The sequence below is a fragment of the Bacillus sp. FSL K6-3458 genome, assembly GCF_038005045.1.
Classification (GTDB): Bacteria; Bacillota; Bacilli; order Bacillales; family Bacillaceae; genus Bacillus; species Bacillus altitudinis.
In genome coordinates, this window is the sequence record NZ_JBBOSI010000001.1 from 608,645 (window position 1) to 626,939 (window position 18,295).

Annotated in this window: 16 protein-coding genes; 12 read left to right on the forward strand and 4 right to left on the reverse strand. The window is 43.8% G+C overall.

The genetic code is table 11. The features are described 5' to 3' along the window. The first annotated feature begins 13 nt into the window (after positions 1-13). The 3 genes from MHH23_RS03185 (at position 14) to argS (ending at position 2,581) form a co-directional block, all read left to right on the forward strand. Positions 14-364 carry a hypothetical protein gene (locus MHH23_RS03185; RefSeq protein WP_268430443.1) on the forward strand — a complete coding sequence of 117 codons (351 nt, stop codon included), beginning with the start codon at positions 14-16 and terminating at the stop codon, positions 362-364. A gap of 124 nt (positions 365-488) precedes the next feature. Continuing rightward, positions 489-911, forward strand: coding sequence for a DUF1934 domain-containing protein (locus MHH23_RS03190; protein ID WP_008343509.1), 423 nt, complete (start codon positions 489-491; stop codon positions 909-911). Then, complete coding sequence (gene argS, locus MHH23_RS03195; RefSeq protein ID WP_008343507.1) at positions 908-2,581, forward strand: arginine--tRNA ligase; 1,674 nt, start codon at positions 908-910, stop codon at positions 2,579-2,581. The genes MHH23_RS03190 and argS overlap by 4 nt, the downstream gene beginning before the upstream one ends. Before the next feature lie 414 nt (positions 2,582-2,995). Here argS and MHH23_RS03200 read toward each other — a convergent pair whose 3' ends face one another. Next, on the reverse strand, positions 2,996-3,964 hold the full coding sequence (locus MHH23_RS03200) for a S66 family peptidase (protein ID WP_340958885.1): 969 nt from the start codon (positions 3,962-3,964) through the stop codon (positions 2,996-2,998). A gap of 151 nt (positions 3,965-4,115) precedes the next feature. On the opposite strand from MHH23_RS03200, the gene cls (MHH23_RS03205) reads away from it, so the two are divergent. The 4 genes from cls (MHH23_RS03205) (at position 4,116) to MHH23_RS03220 (ending at position 8,877) form a co-directional block, all read left to right on the forward strand. Further along, positions 4,116-5,618: a cardiolipin synthase gene (cls, locus tag MHH23_RS03205; RefSeq protein WP_025208143.1), complete on the forward strand. Its 1,503-nt coding sequence runs from the start codon at positions 4,116-4,118 to the stop codon at positions 5,616-5,618. A gap of 105 nt (positions 5,619-5,723) precedes the next feature. Next, the gene (locus MHH23_RS03210) at positions 5,724-7,439 is read left to right on the forward strand and encodes an ABC transporter ATP-binding protein (protein WP_017368229.1); all 1,716 of its coding nucleotides are present in this window, start codon (positions 5,724-5,726) and stop codon (positions 7,437-7,439) included. A 125-nt stretch (positions 7,440-7,564) separates the two neighbouring features. After that, positions 7,565-7,807, forward strand: a complete 243-nt coding sequence (locus tag MHH23_RS03215) for a hypothetical protein (protein ID WP_061420503.1) — start codon at positions 7,565-7,567, stop codon at positions 7,805-7,807. Between the two features lie 71 nt (positions 7,808-7,878). Continuing rightward, on the forward strand, positions 7,879-8,877 hold the full coding sequence (locus MHH23_RS03220) for a S66 family peptidase (protein WP_138279109.1): 999 nt from the start codon (positions 7,879-7,881) through the stop codon (positions 8,875-8,877). A 153-nt stretch (positions 8,878-9,030) separates the two neighbouring features. On the opposite strand, the gene MHH23_RS03225 is transcribed toward MHH23_RS03220, so the two are convergent. The 3 genes from MHH23_RS03225 to cls (MHH23_RS03235) all read right to left on the reverse strand — a co-directional run bounded on the left by MHH23_RS03225 (position 9,031) and on the right by cls (MHH23_RS03235) (position 11,530). Then, positions 9,031-9,285 carry a hypothetical protein gene (locus tag MHH23_RS03225; protein ID WP_008343494.1) on the reverse strand — a complete coding sequence of 85 codons (255 nt, stop codon included), beginning with the start codon at positions 9,283-9,285 and terminating at the stop codon, positions 9,031-9,033. A 73-nt stretch (positions 9,286-9,358) separates the two neighbouring features. After that, entirely contained in the window at positions 9,359-10,321 is a 963-nt protein-coding gene (gene uvsE / locus MHH23_RS03230; protein ID WP_163116005.1) for a UV DNA damage repair endonuclease UvsE, read from the reverse strand. Between the two features lie 12 nt (positions 10,322-10,333). Further along, the gene (gene cls, locus MHH23_RS03235) at positions 10,334-11,530 is read right to left on the reverse strand and encodes a cardiolipin synthase (protein WP_340958892.1); all 1,197 of its coding nucleotides are present in this window, start codon (positions 11,528-11,530) and stop codon (positions 10,334-10,336) included. 143 nt (positions 11,531-11,673) lie between these two features. Here cls (MHH23_RS03235) and MHH23_RS03240 point away from each other — a divergent pair, with 143 nt between their 5' ends. From MHH23_RS03240 to MHH23_RS03260, 5 genes are all read left to right on the forward strand, one after another. Continuing rightward, entirely contained in the window at positions 11,674-13,785 is a 2,112-nt protein-coding gene (locus MHH23_RS03240; protein ID WP_340958894.1) for a (Fe-S)-binding protein, read from the forward strand. Positions 13,786-13,887: 102 nt separating this feature from the next. After that, a complete protein-coding gene (locus MHH23_RS03245; RefSeq protein ID WP_340958896.1) occupies positions 13,888-15,063 on the forward strand; it encodes an acetyl-CoA C-acetyltransferase in 1,176 nt (391 codons plus the stop codon). A 19-nt stretch (positions 15,064-15,082) separates the two neighbouring features. Then, positions 15,083-15,946, forward strand: coding sequence for a 3-hydroxybutyryl-CoA dehydrogenase (locus tag MHH23_RS03250; protein WP_256688777.1), 864 nt, complete (start codon positions 15,083-15,085; stop codon positions 15,944-15,946). 11 nt (positions 15,947-15,957) lie between these two features. Beyond that, complete coding sequence (locus tag MHH23_RS03255; RefSeq protein ID WP_256688776.1) at positions 15,958-17,070, forward strand: acyl-CoA dehydrogenase family protein; 1,113 nt, start codon at positions 15,958-15,960, stop codon at positions 17,068-17,070. Between the two features lie 16 nt (positions 17,071-17,086). Continuing rightward, the gene (locus tag MHH23_RS03260; protein ID WP_050826686.1) at positions 17,087-18,229 is read left to right on the forward strand and encodes an acyl-CoA dehydrogenase; all 1,143 of its coding nucleotides are present in this window, start codon (positions 17,087-17,089) and stop codon (positions 18,227-18,229) included. The last annotated feature ends 66 nt before the right edge of the window (positions 18,230-18,295 follow it).

Genomic DNA, 18,295 nt, shown 5'->3' on the forward strand with positions numbered 1-18,295 from the left:
AAGGAGGCAGGTCGTGTTTTCTTCTGTATTGATGGTATTACTCGCTTTATGTGTATTAGCGGCAGGCTTTCTTACGCTGAAAAGAGAGCTTGCAACGAGTCCGCCCACGTTCACCTCGAAAAAAGAGGCAAAGGATGAGATGGTTCATCTGTTTTTTCAGGATCGAGGCTTTTTCTATCTCACTGGCATAGCGCTGTTGATGCAGTTTGTTTATAAGCAAGGGCATCTTCTCCCATTTGATTTCTTTCAGGCATTTTTGGCAAGTTCAGGCATCCAAGCACTGTTTTATCTCATCAATCGAAAAAGCGCAGGGCTCAAGACTGGACTCGTGATAGGCGTGAGCTTCATTTTTCTTTTTTTCTAAAGAGACAGGTGAAGATCAAAAAGGGGGTTTCATCCACACGAAGATGAGAAATGATGGGATGATAGGCAATCGGGATTATGGTATACTATTTTAGTTAAACGGGTCTTAGCAAAGGAAGTGCAAAATGACACAAAACCAAATTTCAATTCATGTAAAGTCAGTGATGAAACCAGAGACGGAACCGGCTGAAACGATCGAATTCCGAACAACTGGAACGTATCAAGAGAAGAATGACAAAACGTATCTCACTTACCATGAAGAACATGAAATGGGTCAAGTAAAAACTGTTGTCAAAATAAGTGAAAAAGAAATTTTTGTCATGAGATCAGGTGCAATTCAAATGAAGCAGCGCTTTCTCACTGGAGAAACGACCGTGACACATTACACGATGCCATTTGGCACACTTCAGCTCGATGTGCACACACATGGTATTGATCTTGATGTAGACAATGGGCTTCTACACATTACGTACGATATGCTGACAGGTGAAGATCAAAAGCATTTACATACATTATCGATTTCATATAAGGAGGATTTACGTTCATGAATATCGCAGAACAGGTCAAAGATGCGTTAAAAGAAGAAATCATTGCGGCAGTCGTCAAAGCAGGACTTGCTGATGAAAGCCAGGTGCCGGATGTTCTTTTGGAAGTGCCAAAAGACAAAACTCACGGTGATTATTCCACCAATATGGCGATGCAGCTTGCACGCATTGCGAAAAAAGCACCTCGTCAAATCGCCGAGGACATCGTCAATGCGTTTGATAAAGGGAAAGCTTCTATTGAAAAACTGGATATTGCAGGTCCAGGATTCATCAACTTTTATATGAACAATCAATATTTAACAAAGCTTATTCCAGCTGTTCTTGAGGCAAAAGAGGCATATGGAGAAACAAATACAGGCGGCGGTCAAAAAGTGCAAGTCGAATTCGTCTCAGCCAATCCAACAGGTGACCTTCACCTTGGACATGCCCGCGGCGCAGCTGTAGGAGATTCTCTTTGCAACATCCTTGATAAAGCAGGCTTCGACGTGAGCCGTGAATACTATATCAACGATGCAGGCAATCAGATCAATAACCTTGCTCTATCTGTAGAAGTACGCTACTTTGAGGCGCTCGGTCTTGAAAAAGAAATGCCAGAGGACGGGTACAGAGGAGAAGACATCAAAGGCATCGGGCAGAAACTTGCGGATGAATTTGGTGACCGTTTCGTGCATGAATCAGAAGAAGAGCGTATGAAATTTTTCCGTGAGTACGGTTTAAAATATGAACTAGAAAAACTACGTGTCGACCTAGAAAATTTCCGTGTCCCATTTGATGTGTGGTATTCTGAAACGTCTTTATATGAAAACGGAAAAATCGAACCAGCGCTAGAAACACTTCGCGCTAAAGGCTATGTCTTTGAAGAGGACGGCGCAACATGGTTACGTTCAACTGATTTTGGTGATGACAAGGACCGTGTCCTGATTAAAAAAGACGGCAGCTTCACGTACTTGCTTCCAGATATCGCATATCACAAGGACAAATTGGACAGAGGTTTTGACCAGCTCATCAACATTTGGGGAGCGGACCATCACGGCTACATTCCTCGAATGAAAGCGGCGATCCAAGCACTCGGATATCCAGCGGACAAACTGGAAGTCGAAATCATTCAGCTCGTTCACCTTTACAAAAACGGTGAAAAAATGAAGATGAGTAAACGTACAGGTAAAGCCGTCACAATGCGTGACTTGATTGAAGAAGTGGGCTTAGATGCCACTCGCTATTTCTTTGCAATGAGAAGTGCGGCGACACATATGGACTTTGACCTAGACTTAGCGATTTCTACGTCTAACGAAAACCCTGTGTACTATGCACAATATGCACATGCGAGAATTTGCAGCATGCTGCGTCAAGGGGAAGAAAAAGGCTACGAGCCAAACCTTGAAAAAGCAGATTTCTCTCACATTCAGTCGGATAAAGAATACGATCTTCTGAAAATCATCGGCAGCTTCCCAGAAGTTGTAGCAGAAGCAGCAGAAAAACGTATTCCGCACCGCGTTACAAACTATATCTATGATCTAGCATCAGCCCTTCACAGCTTCTACAATGCCGAAAAGGTCATTGATGTTGAAAATGAAACAAAAACAACAGCACGTCTATCGCTCATGAAAGCAACACAAATCACGCTTGCGAATGCATTAAAACTCATTGGCGTATCTGCGCCAGAGAAGATGTAGTGGAATGAAGGAAAGCCCCGCTCTATTTTATGAGCGGGGCTTCTTTATATAAAAAACCCGCTATTCTCGAGAGATAGCGGGTTTTGAACATTAACCAAGCGTATTAATGATGTTAGAAATAGAATCAAATAATTGGCTAAGTACATCAGAGAACATAGAGCGTATCCTCCCTTCAGAAAGCATGTAGTATGTGCGTGTCATAGGAATTACCCAAGTGTGTTAATGATGTTAGAAATAGAATCAAATAATTGGCTAAGTACATCAGAGAACATGTTTTTGCCTCCTCTCTTTTCTTTTTACATCTACTTAACGAAGGGGATGAAGGGTTGGATCACTTTTTCTAAAAAAATTTTTAAAAAAGAATCGTTGGCATAGAAAAAGCACCCCCATATGTGGGTGCTTTTTAGGTTTTATTTATGCATGAACACGCCATTGTATTTGTCCGCCGTCGCAGGAGAGCTCGGCACTCCCGCCAATCGGCAAGGTGAAGACCGGCTGTGTATGTCCGATATCGACATCGTAAATCACCGGAATGTGTTGAAGCATTGGGTGCTTATCTAGAATGAACCTCAAATGTTCCTCTGTCATCTTGGATTTCTTTTGAAAACGTCCGATGATTAACCCTTTAATGGATTCGGCATGCTGCAAAAGCGAGGCAAGGTCTCTGGCGAATGTTTCAGGAAAGACCAAGTCATCATCTTCTACAAATAAGATGGCATCCTTGATGCGAGGCATAAAGGGTGTCCCTTGCAGTAAGTTCAGTGTACAAAGATTTCCGCCATACAAGGTGCCTTCAGCTGTTCCTTCCTGATAAATCCCCCATGTTGTGGGATGAAACTGCCTATTTGCTTGATCAAGATACCACGCATCATCACTCCACTTTGTAGAAGGGATGACATCAAATGGCTCGCTGCTCATCACGCACGCTTGAAACATGGCTGTCTGCTCCTCTTGTCCTTGTTCCATTTGGAAACTGGAGAAATGAGGGCCTGAGTACGTCACCATGTCACATTTGGCGGTAATGGCGTTTGCAAGTGCGGTAATATCACTGTAGCCGCAAAGAACTTTTGGGTGTTGACGAATCAAATCATAATCTATATAAGGCAAGAGCTCATTGCAGTTAAAGCCGCCGATTGCTGTCAAAATGCCGTCGACTTCATCATTTGAGAATGCCTCATGTAGATCAGATAAACGGTGTTCAATAGAAGAAGAGGAATGCAGATCACATTCAAACACGTGTTGTCCAAAAGAAACAGTGAACCCTAATGCCTCTAAACGTTTTTTCGCCTGAGCCATTCCTTCTTTTGATAAAATGCTGGCACTTCGACTTGGAGCAATTACCCGAATGTGGCTTCCCTTTTTTAAAGCAGATGGTGTACGCATAAGTCATTCATCCTTTCCTTCACATATTTTCCATTATATCGGATCAAAACGCTCCAGTCTGTAAAAGCTAAAAGAAAGCAGCAGACCGTGCGTTTCAGACGAGCTGTGCAAAGGGTATGGAAAAGAAAAAGACAGAATGAGGGCGGAGAATGTGAAAAAGAGGAGACTGGAATTTCTATTTTTATATTTCATGATATTTGGGGCATATGTGGTGTTTTGGTGGCCAGTGCCGGCGTGGGGTTTTCAGCTATACGCAGCTAGTTACATCGCCATCATTTTATTTAGTATTATTTCGCTCATGCTAGAGAACCGGACATCACAGCACACGCTGTTATGGATGTATGTACTGATCTTTTTCCCGATCATCGGCTATATGTTTTATTTGTTCTCAGGACAGCTTTATGTCAAAGGACATTTGTTTAAATCAAAGAGAATGTATAACCGAGAAAAATTACGCAGAATATCAGAGCTTGAGAGTAAACCGGATGAGACGCGTTTAACCGATAATCAGCGTGCTTTTTTTCATTACACAGAAAAAGCAACAGGGATGCATGTAAATACAAATAGTGATATGGAGATTTTAAAGAATGGAGAGGAAACCTTTCCTCGTATTTTTGAAGAATTAAAAAAGGCAAAAACGTTCATCCATATAGAATATTACATGTTCAAATCTGATTTCCTCGGTCACCGGATGATGGAGATCCTGATTGAAAAAGTGAAAGAAGGAGTAGAGGTTCGATTCATCTATGATGCGGCTGGCAGCATTCGCTTCTCACGAAAAGATATTAAACGATTGAAGCAGGCAGGGATAAAGGTCGCTCCTTTTCTACCATTAAAATACGGATTCTTTAATCAAAAATTCAATTTCCGAAATCACCGGAAAATCGTGATTATTGATGGAGAAACAGGATTTGTTGGCGGGCTCAATGTCGGGAAGGAATATGTAGGACGCGATGAAAACATCGGCTTTTGGCGTGACACGCATACGATGTTAAAGGGTGAAGCCGTTCAGACACTTCACTCCATATTTATGCTGGACTGGGAGTATGTATCAGATGAAGTGTTAATTGATGATCCGAAGTATCACACCCCGCATCCTGTGACAGGAGAAGATGTCATTCAGGTCGTGCCGACTGGACCTGATATGAAGGAAAGTATGAGTGATTTATATGACGCACTCATTTCGAATGCACAGCAATTTGTCTGGATTGCGACGCCTTATTTTGTCCCAAATGAATCCATTCGCACAGCGTTAAAAATTGCGGCGACAAGAGGGGTGGATGTGCGTGTGATGGTGCCTGAGATTAATGATGGATTTCTCACGCAATACGCCACACGATCTTATTTTTCTGAGCTTTTGAAAGAGGGCATCAAGGTGTATCACTATCAAAAAGGGTTCATGCATCAAAAGGTCATGATTGCAGATGGAGAACTTGCCTCTGTCGGAACGGCCAATGTTGATATGAGAAGCTTCCAACTCAATTTTGAGGTCAATGTCTTTACAGCGGCAAAGAAACCGATCGAGCAATTGATGGCTCATTATGAGGAAGATATGAAAGAATGTGAGCAAATGGGGCCAGTTCATTTTTATAAAAGGGGCTTAAAGGAACGTTTAAAGGAATCGTTTGCGCGATTGTTTTCAGGTGTATTGTGAGGGTTTCCAGGGGAAGAAATCATTTCCTGATCTAGTAATTCGATAATGATTCCTCTATAATTGAAAATGATTATCAATTATAGGGGAAGTGAGGTTCTTTTACATATGCTAAAACGCTTTTTTGCCTATTACAGGCCCTATCGCGGTCTGTTCTTTTTAGATTTCTTTTGCGCTGTTGCCGTTGGGCTCATGGAACTAGGTTTCCCGCTCATCGTGAACTACTTCATTGATACATTATTACCAACAGGGAACTGGACGGTCATTGCCTGGACCGCACTTGCGCTGTTTGTCATTTACGCACTCAGCTCAGTGATGCAATTTATCGTGTCGTATTGGGGACACATGCTTGGCATTAACATTGAGACCGATATGAGAAAAAAGCTATTTGATCATTTTCAGCGTCTCTCATTTAAGTTCTTTGATAACAACAAAACGGGTAAGCTTATGTCTCGAATGACCAATGACCTCATGTACATTGGTGAGGTGGCTCATCACGGACCTGAGGATTTGTTTATTGCGATTATGACCATTCTTGGCGCCTTTGCCGTCATGCTCATGATTAACTGGCAGCTTGCCATTTTAACCTTCTTGATTATGCCAGTTATCATCTGGTTAGCCCTTCATTTTAATAAAAAAATGACACAGGCGATTACACAACTCAACAATGACATTGGAGATTTTCATGCAAGGGTTGAAAATAATATTGGCGGTATTCGTCTTGTTCAAGCCTTTGCAAATGAACATTTTGAGAAAAAGCGCTTTGCTGAAAATAACAACCGCTTTCGAAAAGCGAAACTTCTTTCCTATAAAATTATGTCAGTTAACGGATCAATCAGCTATATTCTCACAAGGCTTGTGACGCTGTTTGTCCTTCTGGCAGGTACATGGTTTGTCCTTCAAGGTCAATTAACGGCAGGCGGATTTATCGCCTTTGTCTTGATCACAAATGTGCTATTCAGACCAATTGATAAGATCAACACGGTGATTGAAATGTATCCAAAAGGCATTGCCGGTTTTAAAAGCTATGTCGATTTGCTTGAAACAGAGCCAGATGTGAAGGATACAGAAGGAGCACGTGATCTTTACGGCTTGAAAGGTGAAATTGAGTATCGAAACGTGACATTTGGCTACGATGAGCACAGTCATGTATTGAAGGATATCAACTTGAAGATTAAACAAGGGGAAACTGTTGCGTTTGTCGGGCCATCAGGAGCGGGGAAATCGACCATTTGTAGTCTGCTGCCTCGTTTTTATGATGTGGACGAAGGAGACATCACCATTGATGGTGTGAGCACAAAATCGATGACCTTGTCCTCTTTAAGACAGCAGATTGGCATTGTGCAGCAGGATGTCTTTTTATTCTCAGGCACCATTCGTGAAAACATTGCGTACGGCAACCTGGAAGCGAGTGATGCAGACATTTGGGAGGCGGTGCGACGTGCCCATTTAGAGGAGCTCGTTCAGCGTTTCCCAGAAGGGTTGAATACGGTCATTGGTGAACGCGGCGTTAAGCTATCCGGCGGTCAAAAGCAACGCCTGTCAATTGCACGGATGTTTTTGAAAAACCCGTCTATTCTTATTTTGGATGAAGCGACGTCAGCACTTGATACAGAAACAGAAAAAGCGATCCAAGACGCACTAAGCGAACTGGCAGTCGGCAGGACGACACTCGTCATTGCTCACCGCCTTGCGACAATTAAACATGCAGACCGAATCATCGTCGTGACAGAGGAAGGCATTGAAGAACAAGGCCGCCATCAAGACTTAATCCAAATGGGCGGCGTCTATAGCAGACTGCATGAAGCGCAGTTTGGTCATTGAAGAGAAGTGATTGAGTGAGTCCAGTTATTAAGCTGGGCTCTTTTTGATAGGATAAAATCTTCTTTTCCATTTAAATGGAATGTTGATATACTATAAGGCAATTGGATTCAAAAGGAGAGGATGGCTTGAGTGAAACGGCAAAAACAGTCATGATCAAAAGCATTCACTATGTGACGCTCGTTGGCTTATTTATCTTAATCATTCCCGCTGGACTCAATCCAGTCTTTTTTTATGTGGGAATGATTTTGTTTGGCATCAATACTGGAGTGAACGTCATAGGTAGTTCTCTGAGCAGAAAAAAGATATTTGCGATGCTGGCCATCAGTTTTGCTGTCATATTGTTTGGGCTGTTTAAGCTCTTATATTAAATCTGAGCCCTTTTGAAAAAGGGCTTTTTTTGCTAGGATAGTAAAAACTCGTGTAGGAAGGATCTGATGGAATGAAGGGGCTTCGGCATTTACAGAAGGGCGATAAAATTGGTATTTATTCTCCCTCAAGTCCGGCATCTGCCACCTCGCCTCTTAGGTATGAGCGGGCGAAGGAATGGCTTGAACAAAAAGGATTCATTGTGGTACCAGGATCATTAACAGGGAAAGAGGATCACTATCGTTCGGGAACGATTCAAGAACGAGCAGCTGAGCTGAATGAGCTGATGGCGAGAGAAGATTTGTCCTGTATCATGTCGATGATTGGGGGGACGAACTCGAATAGTTTGCTGCCTTATCTTGATTTTGAGCTGCTGAAGAAGCATCCGAAAATCATGATTGGTTATTCAGATGCGACGGCGATTCTTTTAGCGGCTTATGAAAAAACGGGTCTGCCTGTTTTTTACGGGCCTGCACTTGTGCCGTCTTTTGGAGAGTTTGAACCATTTGTTAATCATACATATCAATCTTTCGAGGACATTCTCATTCATCCGCAGCCCATCCCATATCAGGTGAAAAAGCCGCCCTTCTGGACGGACGAACGGATCAACTGGGAAGAGAAAATACGAGAAAAAGAAACACGTCCAAACGATTGGATGTGCGTCATTGAAGGGCAGGCAGAAGGCAGACTGATCGGCGGGAACCTAAATGCCATGTATGGCATATGGGGAAGTGAATTCATTCCTCAAATCCAAAAAGGCGATATCCTTCTCATTGAAGATTGTATGAAAACCGCCTCCACCGTCGAAAAGAACTTCTCTCTGTTAAAGATAAATGGTGTGTTTGAACAGGTATCTGGTATCCTCTTAGGGAAACATGAGCTGTTTGATGATGAAGGAACGGGCAAAAGGCCGCACGATCTTTTACTTGAAGTACTGGGAGATACAAAGAGGCCGCTCATCGCGGAATTTGACAGTGCCCATACGCATCCGATGCTCACGATGCCAATCGGTACACAAGTAAAAATGAATGCAACGTCACGCGAGGTTTGGCTGACAGAAGCATGGATATAAGAAAAAGAAGTGCTCACGAATGCGCAATTCGCTCCGCTCCTCGTCCTTCCTAGACGTCAAAGGTTTTCTATCACACTGAAAAGAAGATAAAGGGCTAAAATAAATTTTATTTTAGCCCTTTATCAACAATCTAGAGCAGCCTTAAGACTGCCTTTACGAAGCATTCTCTTTTTCAAACGGCTGAAGAAGGTCTTGTGCCTCTTTTCCTTCTACCACGATTAAATAGTCTGATTCTAAATGAGTAAGCCTAAAGGTTTCTAGCTCTACGATGTTCTTAATGTTGCACATTGTTTTTTTAGAATATACATATAAACGATGCTGAGCGTGCTGGCACTTTTCGTATAGAGAAATAAGCTTATGTAAATTCAATGCTTTCGCAGCAATTCGGATTGAATAGATTTGTGACATCTTCATATCCTCCTGTTAAATACTTTCTCACAATAGCTTTGTTACCCCCGTTGTGATAGAGGTAAACCTTTCTCTACGATTTCCTCTCAATGGTGCCTCCGCCCGTCCGCCGATTGCCTCTGATCGCTGACAGTTCTTCAACAAGACGGAGCAAAGCATGATCCTTTTTCTTTGCCTCAATCATAAAATCCACATCACGACCATACGACTTTAAAGCTTGAAAAAGTGGCAATACAAAGGACATCTCCACTCCATCCGCATGGCTTCGTATCGCCTTTTCTGATTTTGGTGAGGATAAGTGGATTTTAGGCGGTATGCCAGTGTTTGCCCACGTGTCAAACACTCTTGGCAAAATGTCATCAAGTGCCGCATCATCATCTTTGTTTGCAATGTGATGGTGGTAATCAAATACAAACGGGATGCCATGCTTTTCACAAACATCAAGCGTTTCTAATGACGTATAGGTTTTGTCATCATTTTCAAGCGTCATTCTCGCCTTGATATGTGCAGGAAGCTGCTTTATATTTTCATCAAAACGCTGTAAAGCAGATGCCTTGTCGCCATATGCACCTCCGACATGAATGTTCATATAGCCTTCCTTTTCAAGCTCCATGGCCTCAAGCATTTCATAATGATAGGTCATATCAATGACGGCGTTTTCTGTAATGGAAGGTTTTGGACTTGTGAACAAAGTAAATTGATTGGGGTGAAAGCTCACTCGTAATCCGTGCCGCTTTACGAGTTGACCAATCTCTAGAAATTCTTTGCGAAAGGGTGTCACAAAGTCCCACCGCACCTCAGGATGGGTGGCGAGCGGGACAATCGAGCTTGAAAAACGGTAAAGCGGAATATCATGGGCAATCGCAAAATAAAGCGTTCTTAATGTATTGACGAGGTTGGCTTTCGTCGTTCGCAATAGAGCCTCTGTCCTCTCTTCCTTTGAGAGCTTACTGTATCTTGCAAAGGTCAGCGACTTGGCAGGTGAAGCTTCCCATAAAGTGACAGCGTTGGATACATAACCAAATCGATAACGCATAGGTCAACTCCTTTATAAAAAATACGAGAACAGGGCGCCTATCCACTCAATTGGACGCGTGAGAAGTGGGCGTTGTTTGTATTTTTCTTCAGTCATCAGTTCTGACACTTCCATGTGTTCACGAATCTTTTCCTCTACATGTGCGGTGAAGGCGGGATCATCAATGGCCACATCCACTTCTTCGTTGAAAAACAAACTTCGTTTATCAAAGTTCGCTGTACTGATCATACAACGGCTATGATCGATGAGAATGGCTTTCGCATGATAAAACCCTTTATAAAAACGATACACAAGACATCCAGCAGCGATCAGATCTTTCAAATAATGAAATCCAGCTTCTTTCACAAGCGGGTGATCTGCCTTCATTGGGATGATGATGTCGACAGTCACGCCTCGCTTCCGTGCGTCAAGAAGGGCGCTTAGAAGAGGGGCGGATGGAATAAAATAGGGCGTGCAGATGGTGATTTGCTTTTTCGCCTGTTGAATATCGTGAAGAAATAAGGCTTCTAAAGAAAAACCTGCCGTCGCACGTGTAGTGCACTGTAATGTTCCCGGTTCCAGTGTAGGAAAAACCTCGTATTGCAGCTGGTGAATACCAGATGACCGGTACAAATCATTCAGAAACACATGCTGGAGGTCTGCGACAACCTGTCCTGTCATGCGCAGGTGATAGTCTTTCCAAATGCCAAACCTGCCGTTTTTCCCTACATATTCATCGCCGATATTAAACCCGCCAATGTAGCCGATCTTCCCATCGATCACCGTGATCTTCCGGTGATTTCTCATGTTCAAGCGATAAATGAAAAAAGGAAAACGTGGTTTGTTTAAAAAGTAAATTTGAATGCCACTTTTTTCGAGCATCTGAATGGATGTTTGATCAAATGGATAGGAGCCTAACCGATCAGTGAGCAAAAAAACCGAAACACCTTGCTCTGCTTTCGCTTTAAGTGCTTGCAGAATCCTTTGCCCAATCTTGTCGTTCTTTACAATAAAGAACATCATATGAATAGAAGAAGAGGCTTGCTGTATATCCGTAAGCAGCTGATCAAACAGTGGTTCGCCATCATGATAAAAAACTGCATCGCCGCTTGTTTGGTCAAAAGACCGTTCAAAAGCATGGGTAGAAAAATATTTTCTCCCTATATAAAGATCTAGCCTGACGAGTAGAACAATGACGAAGACGACGAGTAGAATGATCCATGCGATCATGAAGGTTCCTCCTTTTTTACATATGACGATAGTGTACCCAAATGGGCAAAAAATATTGACTGAATACTCATTCATTATTTATGATAGAGGTACAACATGGAAACGGAACAAAGTGGGTCTTGGGGAATGAAAGGGGGAGCAAGATGAATAGCCTTTTAATTGTTAACTTGATTGCATTTGCGGCAGTGACCGCTTACGCTGTGTATTTGTTTATTTATCTCATTCGAACACGAGCCGCGTATATTCGTCTTGGCAAAAAAGAAGAATTTCAGAAAGACATGAAAAAACGCTTAGAACGTGTTTGGGTGAATGTGTTTGGTCAAAAGAAACTGCTGAAGGACAAGAAGAGCGGCATCATTCATGTGCTGTTTTTCTATGGATTTATTTTAGTGCAGTTCGGAGCCCTTGATTTTATTATGAAGGGACTTGTTCCAGACAGCGGGCTACCATTAGGTCCGCTTTACGGTGTCTTTACATTCTTCCAAGAGGTAGTCACACTTCTCATTTTAGTGGCGGTGGTTTGGGCATTCCATAGAAGATATGTCGAGAAGTTAGTCCGTTTAAAAAGGGGCTTTAAGTCAGGGCTTGTCCTTTTGTTTATTGGCGGATTGATGCTGACCGTATTACTAGGAAACGGAATGAACATCATTTGGCATGGGCACTCACTATCAGCAACTGAGCCAATTGCTTCCGGCATTGCTTTCTTGCTGGGCTGGCTGTCACCACTTGCGGCAACAATTGTGTTCTATGTCGCATGGTGGGTGCATCTTCTTATTTTACTGACGTTCTTAGTGTACGTCCCGCAGTCTAAGCATGCCCATCTCATCGCTGGTCCGGTCAACGTATTTGTCAGCAGATTGGACCCGCCAGGCAAACTGCAAAAAATTGATTTTGAAGATGAGACACAAGAAACGTTCGGCGTTGGGAAAATTGAAGATTTCCGTCAATCTCAGCTGATCGATCTTTACGCTTGTGTGGAATGTGGGCGCTGTACGAATATGTGCCCGGCGACAGGGACGGGAAAAATGCTGTCTCCAATGGATTTGATTTTACGATTAAGAGATCATTTAACAAATAAAGGGGCTGCCATTACTTCAAAGACACCGTGGGTTCCGCAGCTTGCTTTCAAACAGACGACAGGAAATCAGCTGGCATTACAGGCAAGGGGAGCTGGAGCGGAAGAATCTGCGGCGAGCGCAATGTACCATCCTTCTCTCATTGGTGAGGTCATTACAGAAGAAGAAATCTGGGCATGCACGACATGCCGAAACTGTGAAGATCAGTGTCCTGTCATGAACGAACACGTCGACAAAATCATTGATATGCGCAGATACTTAGTGCTGACAGAAGGAAAAATGGATGCAGATGCACAGCGTGCGATGACAAGCATCGAGCGCCAAGGGAACCCATGGGGATTGAATCGAAAAGAAAGAGAAAACTGGTGTGATCTAAGAGAAGATGTGCACGTACCGACAGTGAAAGAACTGAAAAAAGCAGATCAGACCTTCGACTATTTATTCTGGGTTGGATCGATGGGTGCATATGACAATAGGAGCCAAAAGATTGCTCTTGCCTTTGCAAAACTGCTCAATGAAGCAGGGGTTTCTTTTGCCATCCTAGGCAATAAAGAGAAAAACTCAGGTGATACACCGAGAAGACTTGGGAATGAATTTTTGTTCCAAGAGCTTGCTGCAAAAAACATCGAAGAATTTCAAAAAAATGACGTAACCAAAATCGTCACGATCGATCCGCATGCTTACAATTTATTTAAAAATGAATACCCAGACTTTGGACTTGAGGCAGAGGTGTATCATCATACAGAATTGCTGGCAGAGCTAGTAAAAGAGGGGAAATTAACGCCTATTCATGAAGTGAACGAAGTCATTACTTTCCACGATTCTTGCTACCTAGGCAGATATAACGAGGTCTATGATCCGCCAAGAGATATTTTAAAAGCCATTCCTGGTGTGACACTGAAAGAAATGGAACGGAATCGTGAATCGGGGATGTGCTGTGGTGCCGGCGGTGGCTTAATGTGGATGGAAGAAGAGACAGGTACTCGAATTAACACAGCGAGGACGGAGCAGGCCTTACAGGTACAGCCGTCCATCATCAGCTCAGGGTGCCCATATTGTTTAACCATGCTTGGGGATGGGACGAAAGCGAAGGAAGTAGAAGAGCAGGTCGGCACATTTGATGTCGCAGAACTTCTTGAAAAATCAGTGTTTGGCGAAACGAGAACGCAGGCTTCATAAAGGTGTCAGGCCGATGGATCGACTGTTCATCGGCCAGTGGACATCGATATTTTATGAACTGTCTAGTATTTATGTAAGCGGTAACAAATAGGAGGGGAAGAAATGAGCACGACGGTCATTGTATCTGGAGCGAGAACACCATTTGGAAAACTAGGTGGAACTTTCAGTCGTTTGACTGCTGCAGAATTAGGCGGGATGACGATAAAAGCTGCGCTGGAAAGAGCCTCAAATGTCCATGAAGTGGATGAAGTCATCATGGGCAGTGTCCTTCAAGGAGGACAAGGTCAAATTCCTTCAAGACAGGCAGCTAGACATGCAGATCTCCCTTGGTCGGTTCCGACGCAAACCATCAACAAAGTCTGTGCTTCAGGAATGCGCAGTGTCACGACAGCCGATCAAATCATTCGAGCGGGAGATGCTAAGGTGATCGTGGCAGGCGGCATGGAATCCATGTCCCATGCTCCTTATCTTCTGAAAAAAGCACGATGGGGTTACAAAATGGGAGATGGTGCAGTACAAGATGCCATGATTTTAGATGGATTAACCTGTTCGTTTACAGGTGTTCATATGGGTGAGTATGGAAGCATGGTGGCGAAAGAGCTTGGCATTACACGAGAAGAACAAGACCTTTGGGCGTTAAGAAGTCATGAACGAGCCATTGAGGCGCAAAAAAGCGGCTTTTTTAAAAATGAGATCATCCCCGTTACCGTCAAGAATAAAAAAGGAGATCTGCTGATTTCAGAAGATGAAGCCCCGCGGCGTGATACGTCATATGAACGTTTGTCAAAGCTGATGCCCGTTTTCGATCAGGCAGGTACGATCACCGCTGGTAATGCACCTGGTGTCAATGATGGTGCAAGTGCGCTTCTATTAATGAAAGACACATACGCCATGCAGCAAGGTGAAAAACCTCTGGCAGTTGTGCTTGGGCATGCGCAAGTAGCAGTAGAGGCAAAGGATTTTCCGAAAACACCAGCCTATGCCATCGAAAAAGTGTTAAAGAAAACAGGGAAGCGAGTAGAGGATATTGATTTGTTTGAAATCAATGAGGCTTTTTCAGCGGTTGCATTGGCATGCGAAAAAATTCTTGGACTGGATCGGCGGAAAATGAATGTGAACGGAGGGGCAGTCGCGATTGGTCACCCGATTGGAGCAAGCGGAACACGTATTATATTGACCTTGATCCATGCACTCAGACAAAGAGGCGGCGGGATCGGCATTGCGGCAATTTGCAGCGGCGGGGGTCAAGGTGATGCGATCATGATCAAGGTGGATTAAAAGGGAGGCGTTCATTGTCATGAGTATAGAAGAGACCGTCATGGTCGTTGGGGCTGGGCAAATGGGCTCGGGTATTGCCCAAGTATTTGCACAGTCAGGTTATACCGTCCTGCTCCATGATACGGAAGAGGAGCAGATTCATCGAGCCATTTCCTCTATGACCAAACAACTGACGAAACGAGCAGAAAAAGGAAAGCTGGCACATCAGGCAGTCCGTGATATTACACAGCGACTGGCTGTTTCAACAGAATTAAAGGATGTACAGCAGACGCATTTAGTGATTGAAGCCGCATCTGAACAAATGAAGATCAAAAAACAAATCTTTGAAACCCTTGATCAATTTGCACCTGATGACACGATATTTGCGACAAATACGTCTTCCTTGTCGATCACAGAATTAGCAGCCGTGACGAAACGGCCTGAGAAAGTGATTGGCATGCATTTTATGAATCCAGTTCCCGTGATGAAACTTGTGGAAGTAATCCGTGCGCTACAAACGGATGATGCCACGTACCAATTTGTTTTTGACACCGCGAAGACATTAGACAAAACGCCAATTGAAGTGGAAGACTTCCCTGGGTTTGTGTCAAATCGCATTTTGATGCCGATGATCAATGAAGCCATTTATACCCTTTATGAAGGCGTGGCAGATGTAGAAAGTATTGACGGCATCATGACGCTTGGAATGAACCATCCAATGGGCCCGCTTCGTCTCGCCGACCTCATCGGGCTCGATACTTGTTTATTTATTATGAATACCCTTCACGAGGGTCTTGGAGATAGCAAATATCGACCTTGTCCTCTTTTGAAAAAATACGTGAACGCAGGCTGGCTGGGCAAAAAGACAAAGAGAGGTTTTTACACTTACCACGACCACTCATAGGGGGAGTCAAGATGGATGTGTTGCTGACAGAAAAACAACGTCTTTGGAGAAAACGAGTAGCAGAATTTGCACGCCAGCATGTATTCCCTGAAATAGAAGCGATGGAACAGGGCGTGTTCCCGAAAACGCTTTTAGCTGAAATGGGTCGGCAAGGCTTTTTAGGCATTCCGATCCCAGATCAGTATCACGGATTAGGAGCAGATTTCACAACCTATATCATGGCGATTCATGAATTATCCAAAGTAAGTGCAACCATCGGTGTCATTGTATCCGTTCATACATCCGTTGTGACGATGCCGATTTTGGCGTTTGGAACGACTGAACAAAAAGAATCCTACGTCCCCAAGCTTGCGTCCGGGCAGAAGCTGGGCGCCTTTTGTCTAACTGAACCGAAGGCAGGATCAGATGCCTCTAGTATTCAGTTGAAAGCAGAGCGGGCAGACGATCACTATGTGTTAAATGGAACGAAAATTTTTATCACAAGCGGCGGTGAAGCGGAAGTCTATCTTGTATTTGCGGTGACAGACCCTGCTTCTGCAAAGAAAAATATATCAGCATTCATTGTGGAGAAGGGGACACCAGGATTTACGATCGGAAAAGATGAGAAGAAGATGGGCCTGCATGGATCAAAAACAGTCACACTTCATTTTGACGGTGTTCGAATTCCAAAAAAACAGCTGCTCGGTGCAGAAGGAGAAGGCTTTCGGATTGCCATGTCTAGCTTAAATGCGGGGAGAATTGGCATTGCGGCTCAAAGCCTTGGTATTGCAGAAGCCGCATTAGCTGAGGCGGTCACGTATTTAAAGCAGCATCCAGCTGGCCTTGAAACGACCATTCGGTTGGGCGATCTGGGCACCAAGCTGGAAGCGGCAAAACTTCTTGTCTATCAAGCGGCTTCTTATAAAGAGGCCAATCGCCCTGTCACGAAGGAAGCGTCGATGGCGAAGTTATTTGCATCTAAAACAGCGGTTGATATTAGTACTGAAGTCATCCATTTGCTTGGTCTAGCCGGTTACACGAAGCAATACCGAGCAGAGCAGTACTTTCGTGATGCGAAAATTTGTGAGATTTATGAAGGAACAAGTGAAATACAAAGGCTGGTTATTTGTAAACAGCTAATATGAAGTGAGGTGGCTCATGATGCAGTTCCAATTAAGTGACGAACACGAAATGATACAAAAAATGGTGAGAGATTTTGCGAAAAATGAAGTGGAGCCAACAGCAGCAGAGCGAGATGAAACAGAATCGTATGATCCCGCTATTTTTCGTCAAATGGCGGAGCTTGGTTTAACGGGAATCCCTTGGCCAGAAGAAAATGGGGGGATTGGTAGTGATTATTTGGCCTATGTCATAGCGGTTGAAGAGCTCTCACGGGTGTGCGCCTCAACAGGCGTCACCCTATCTGCTCACACATCACTCGCCTCATGGCCAATCTATACATTCGGAACAGATGAGCAAAAGGAGACGTATTTAAAGCCGCTTGCAGAAGGACAGAAGATCGGCGCATACGCACTGACCGAGAGCGGCTCGGGTTCAGATGCCGGCGGAATGAAAACAACAGCAGTAAAAGCAGGGAATGAATACGTCTTGAACGGCGCAAAGATCTTTATTACCAATGGAGGCATTGCGGATTATTATATTGTGTTTGCTGTTACTGACCGGGATGCTTCATCGCGCAATACAACCGCTTTTATTGTAGAAAAAGAGACGCAAGGCTTCTCAATCGGCAAAAAAGAAAGCAAACTGGGCATCCGCTCATCGCCAACGACAGAAATCATCTTTGAAGACTGTCGTATACCCGAAAGGAACCGGCTTGGTCAAGAAGGCGAAGGTTTTAAGATAGCGATGATGACACTTGACGGCGGCAGAAACGGTATTGCCGCACAAGCTGTTGGCATTGCTCAAGGTGCTCTGGATGCAGCAGTCAATTACGCAAAGGAGCGCAAACAATTTGGTAAACCAATCATTCAGCAGCAAGGCATTGCATTTAAGTTAGCGGATATGGCAACGGCAATTGAGGCCTCAAGACTGCTCACCTATCAGGCAGCATGGCTTGAAACGAAAGGGCTTCCGTATGGGAAAGAATCAGCTATGTCCAAGCTCTTTGCCGGTGATACAGCTATGAAGGTGACGACAGAAGCCGTACAAATCTTCGGCGGATACGGCTATACAAAGGATTACCCAGTTGAACGATACATGCGTGATGCGAAAATCACTCAAATCTATGAAGGTACACAAGAAATCCAGCGGCTGGTCATCTCACGGAAACTGCTAGATATGTAGAAACCAAGTAAAGACCACCTGATATGAGGTGGTCTGTTTTTGTATCAAATGTGAAATCTCTCCAAT

Excerpts from the sequence above, each read along its gene's own strand:
- MHH23_RS03190 (WP_008343509.1), top strand. The coding sequence starts at position 489 with ATGACACAAAACCAAATTTCAATTCATGTAAAGTCAGTGATGAAACCA.
- argS (WP_008343507.1), top strand. The coding sequence starts at position 908 with ATGAATATCGCAGAACAGGTCAAAGATGCGTTAAAAGAAGAAATCATT.
- MHH23_RS03200 (WP_340958885.1), bottom strand. The coding sequence starts at position 3,964 with ATGCGTACACCATCTGCTTTAAAAAAGGGAAGCCACATTCGGGTAATT.
- MHH23_RS03210 (WP_017368229.1), top strand. The coding sequence starts at position 5,724 with ATGCTAAAACGCTTTTTTGCCTATTACAGGCCCTATCGCGGTCTGTTC.
- MHH23_RS03220 (WP_138279109.1), top strand. The coding sequence starts at position 7,879 with ATGAAGGGGCTTCGGCATTTACAGAAGGGCGATAAAATTGGTATTTAT.
- MHH23_RS03225 (WP_008343494.1), bottom strand. The coding sequence starts at position 9,285 with ATGTCACAAATCTATTCAATCCGAATTGCTGCGAAAGCATTGAATTTA.
- uvsE (WP_163116005.1), bottom strand. The coding sequence starts at position 10,321 with ATGCGTTATCGATTTGGTTATGTATCCAACGCTGTCACTTTATGGGAA.
- cls (WP_340958892.1), bottom strand. The coding sequence starts at position 11,530 with ATGATCGCATGGATCATTCTACTCGTCGTCTTCGTCATTGTTCTACTC.
- MHH23_RS03240 (WP_340958894.1), top strand. The coding sequence starts at position 11,674 with ATGAATAGCCTTTTAATTGTTAACTTGATTGCATTTGCGGCAGTGACC.
- MHH23_RS03245 (WP_340958896.1), top strand. The coding sequence starts at position 13,888 with ATGAGCACGACGGTCATTGTATCTGGAGCGAGAACACCATTTGGAAAA.
- MHH23_RS03250 (WP_256688777.1), top strand. The coding sequence starts at position 15,083 with ATGAGTATAGAAGAGACCGTCATGGTCGTTGGGGCTGGGCAAATGGGC.
- MHH23_RS03255 (WP_256688776.1), top strand. The coding sequence starts at position 15,958 with ATGGATGTGTTGCTGACAGAAAAACAACGTCTTTGGAGAAAACGAGTA.
- MHH23_RS03260 (WP_050826686.1), top strand. The coding sequence starts at position 17,087 with ATGCAGTTCCAATTAAGTGACGAACACGAAATGATACAAAAAATGGTG.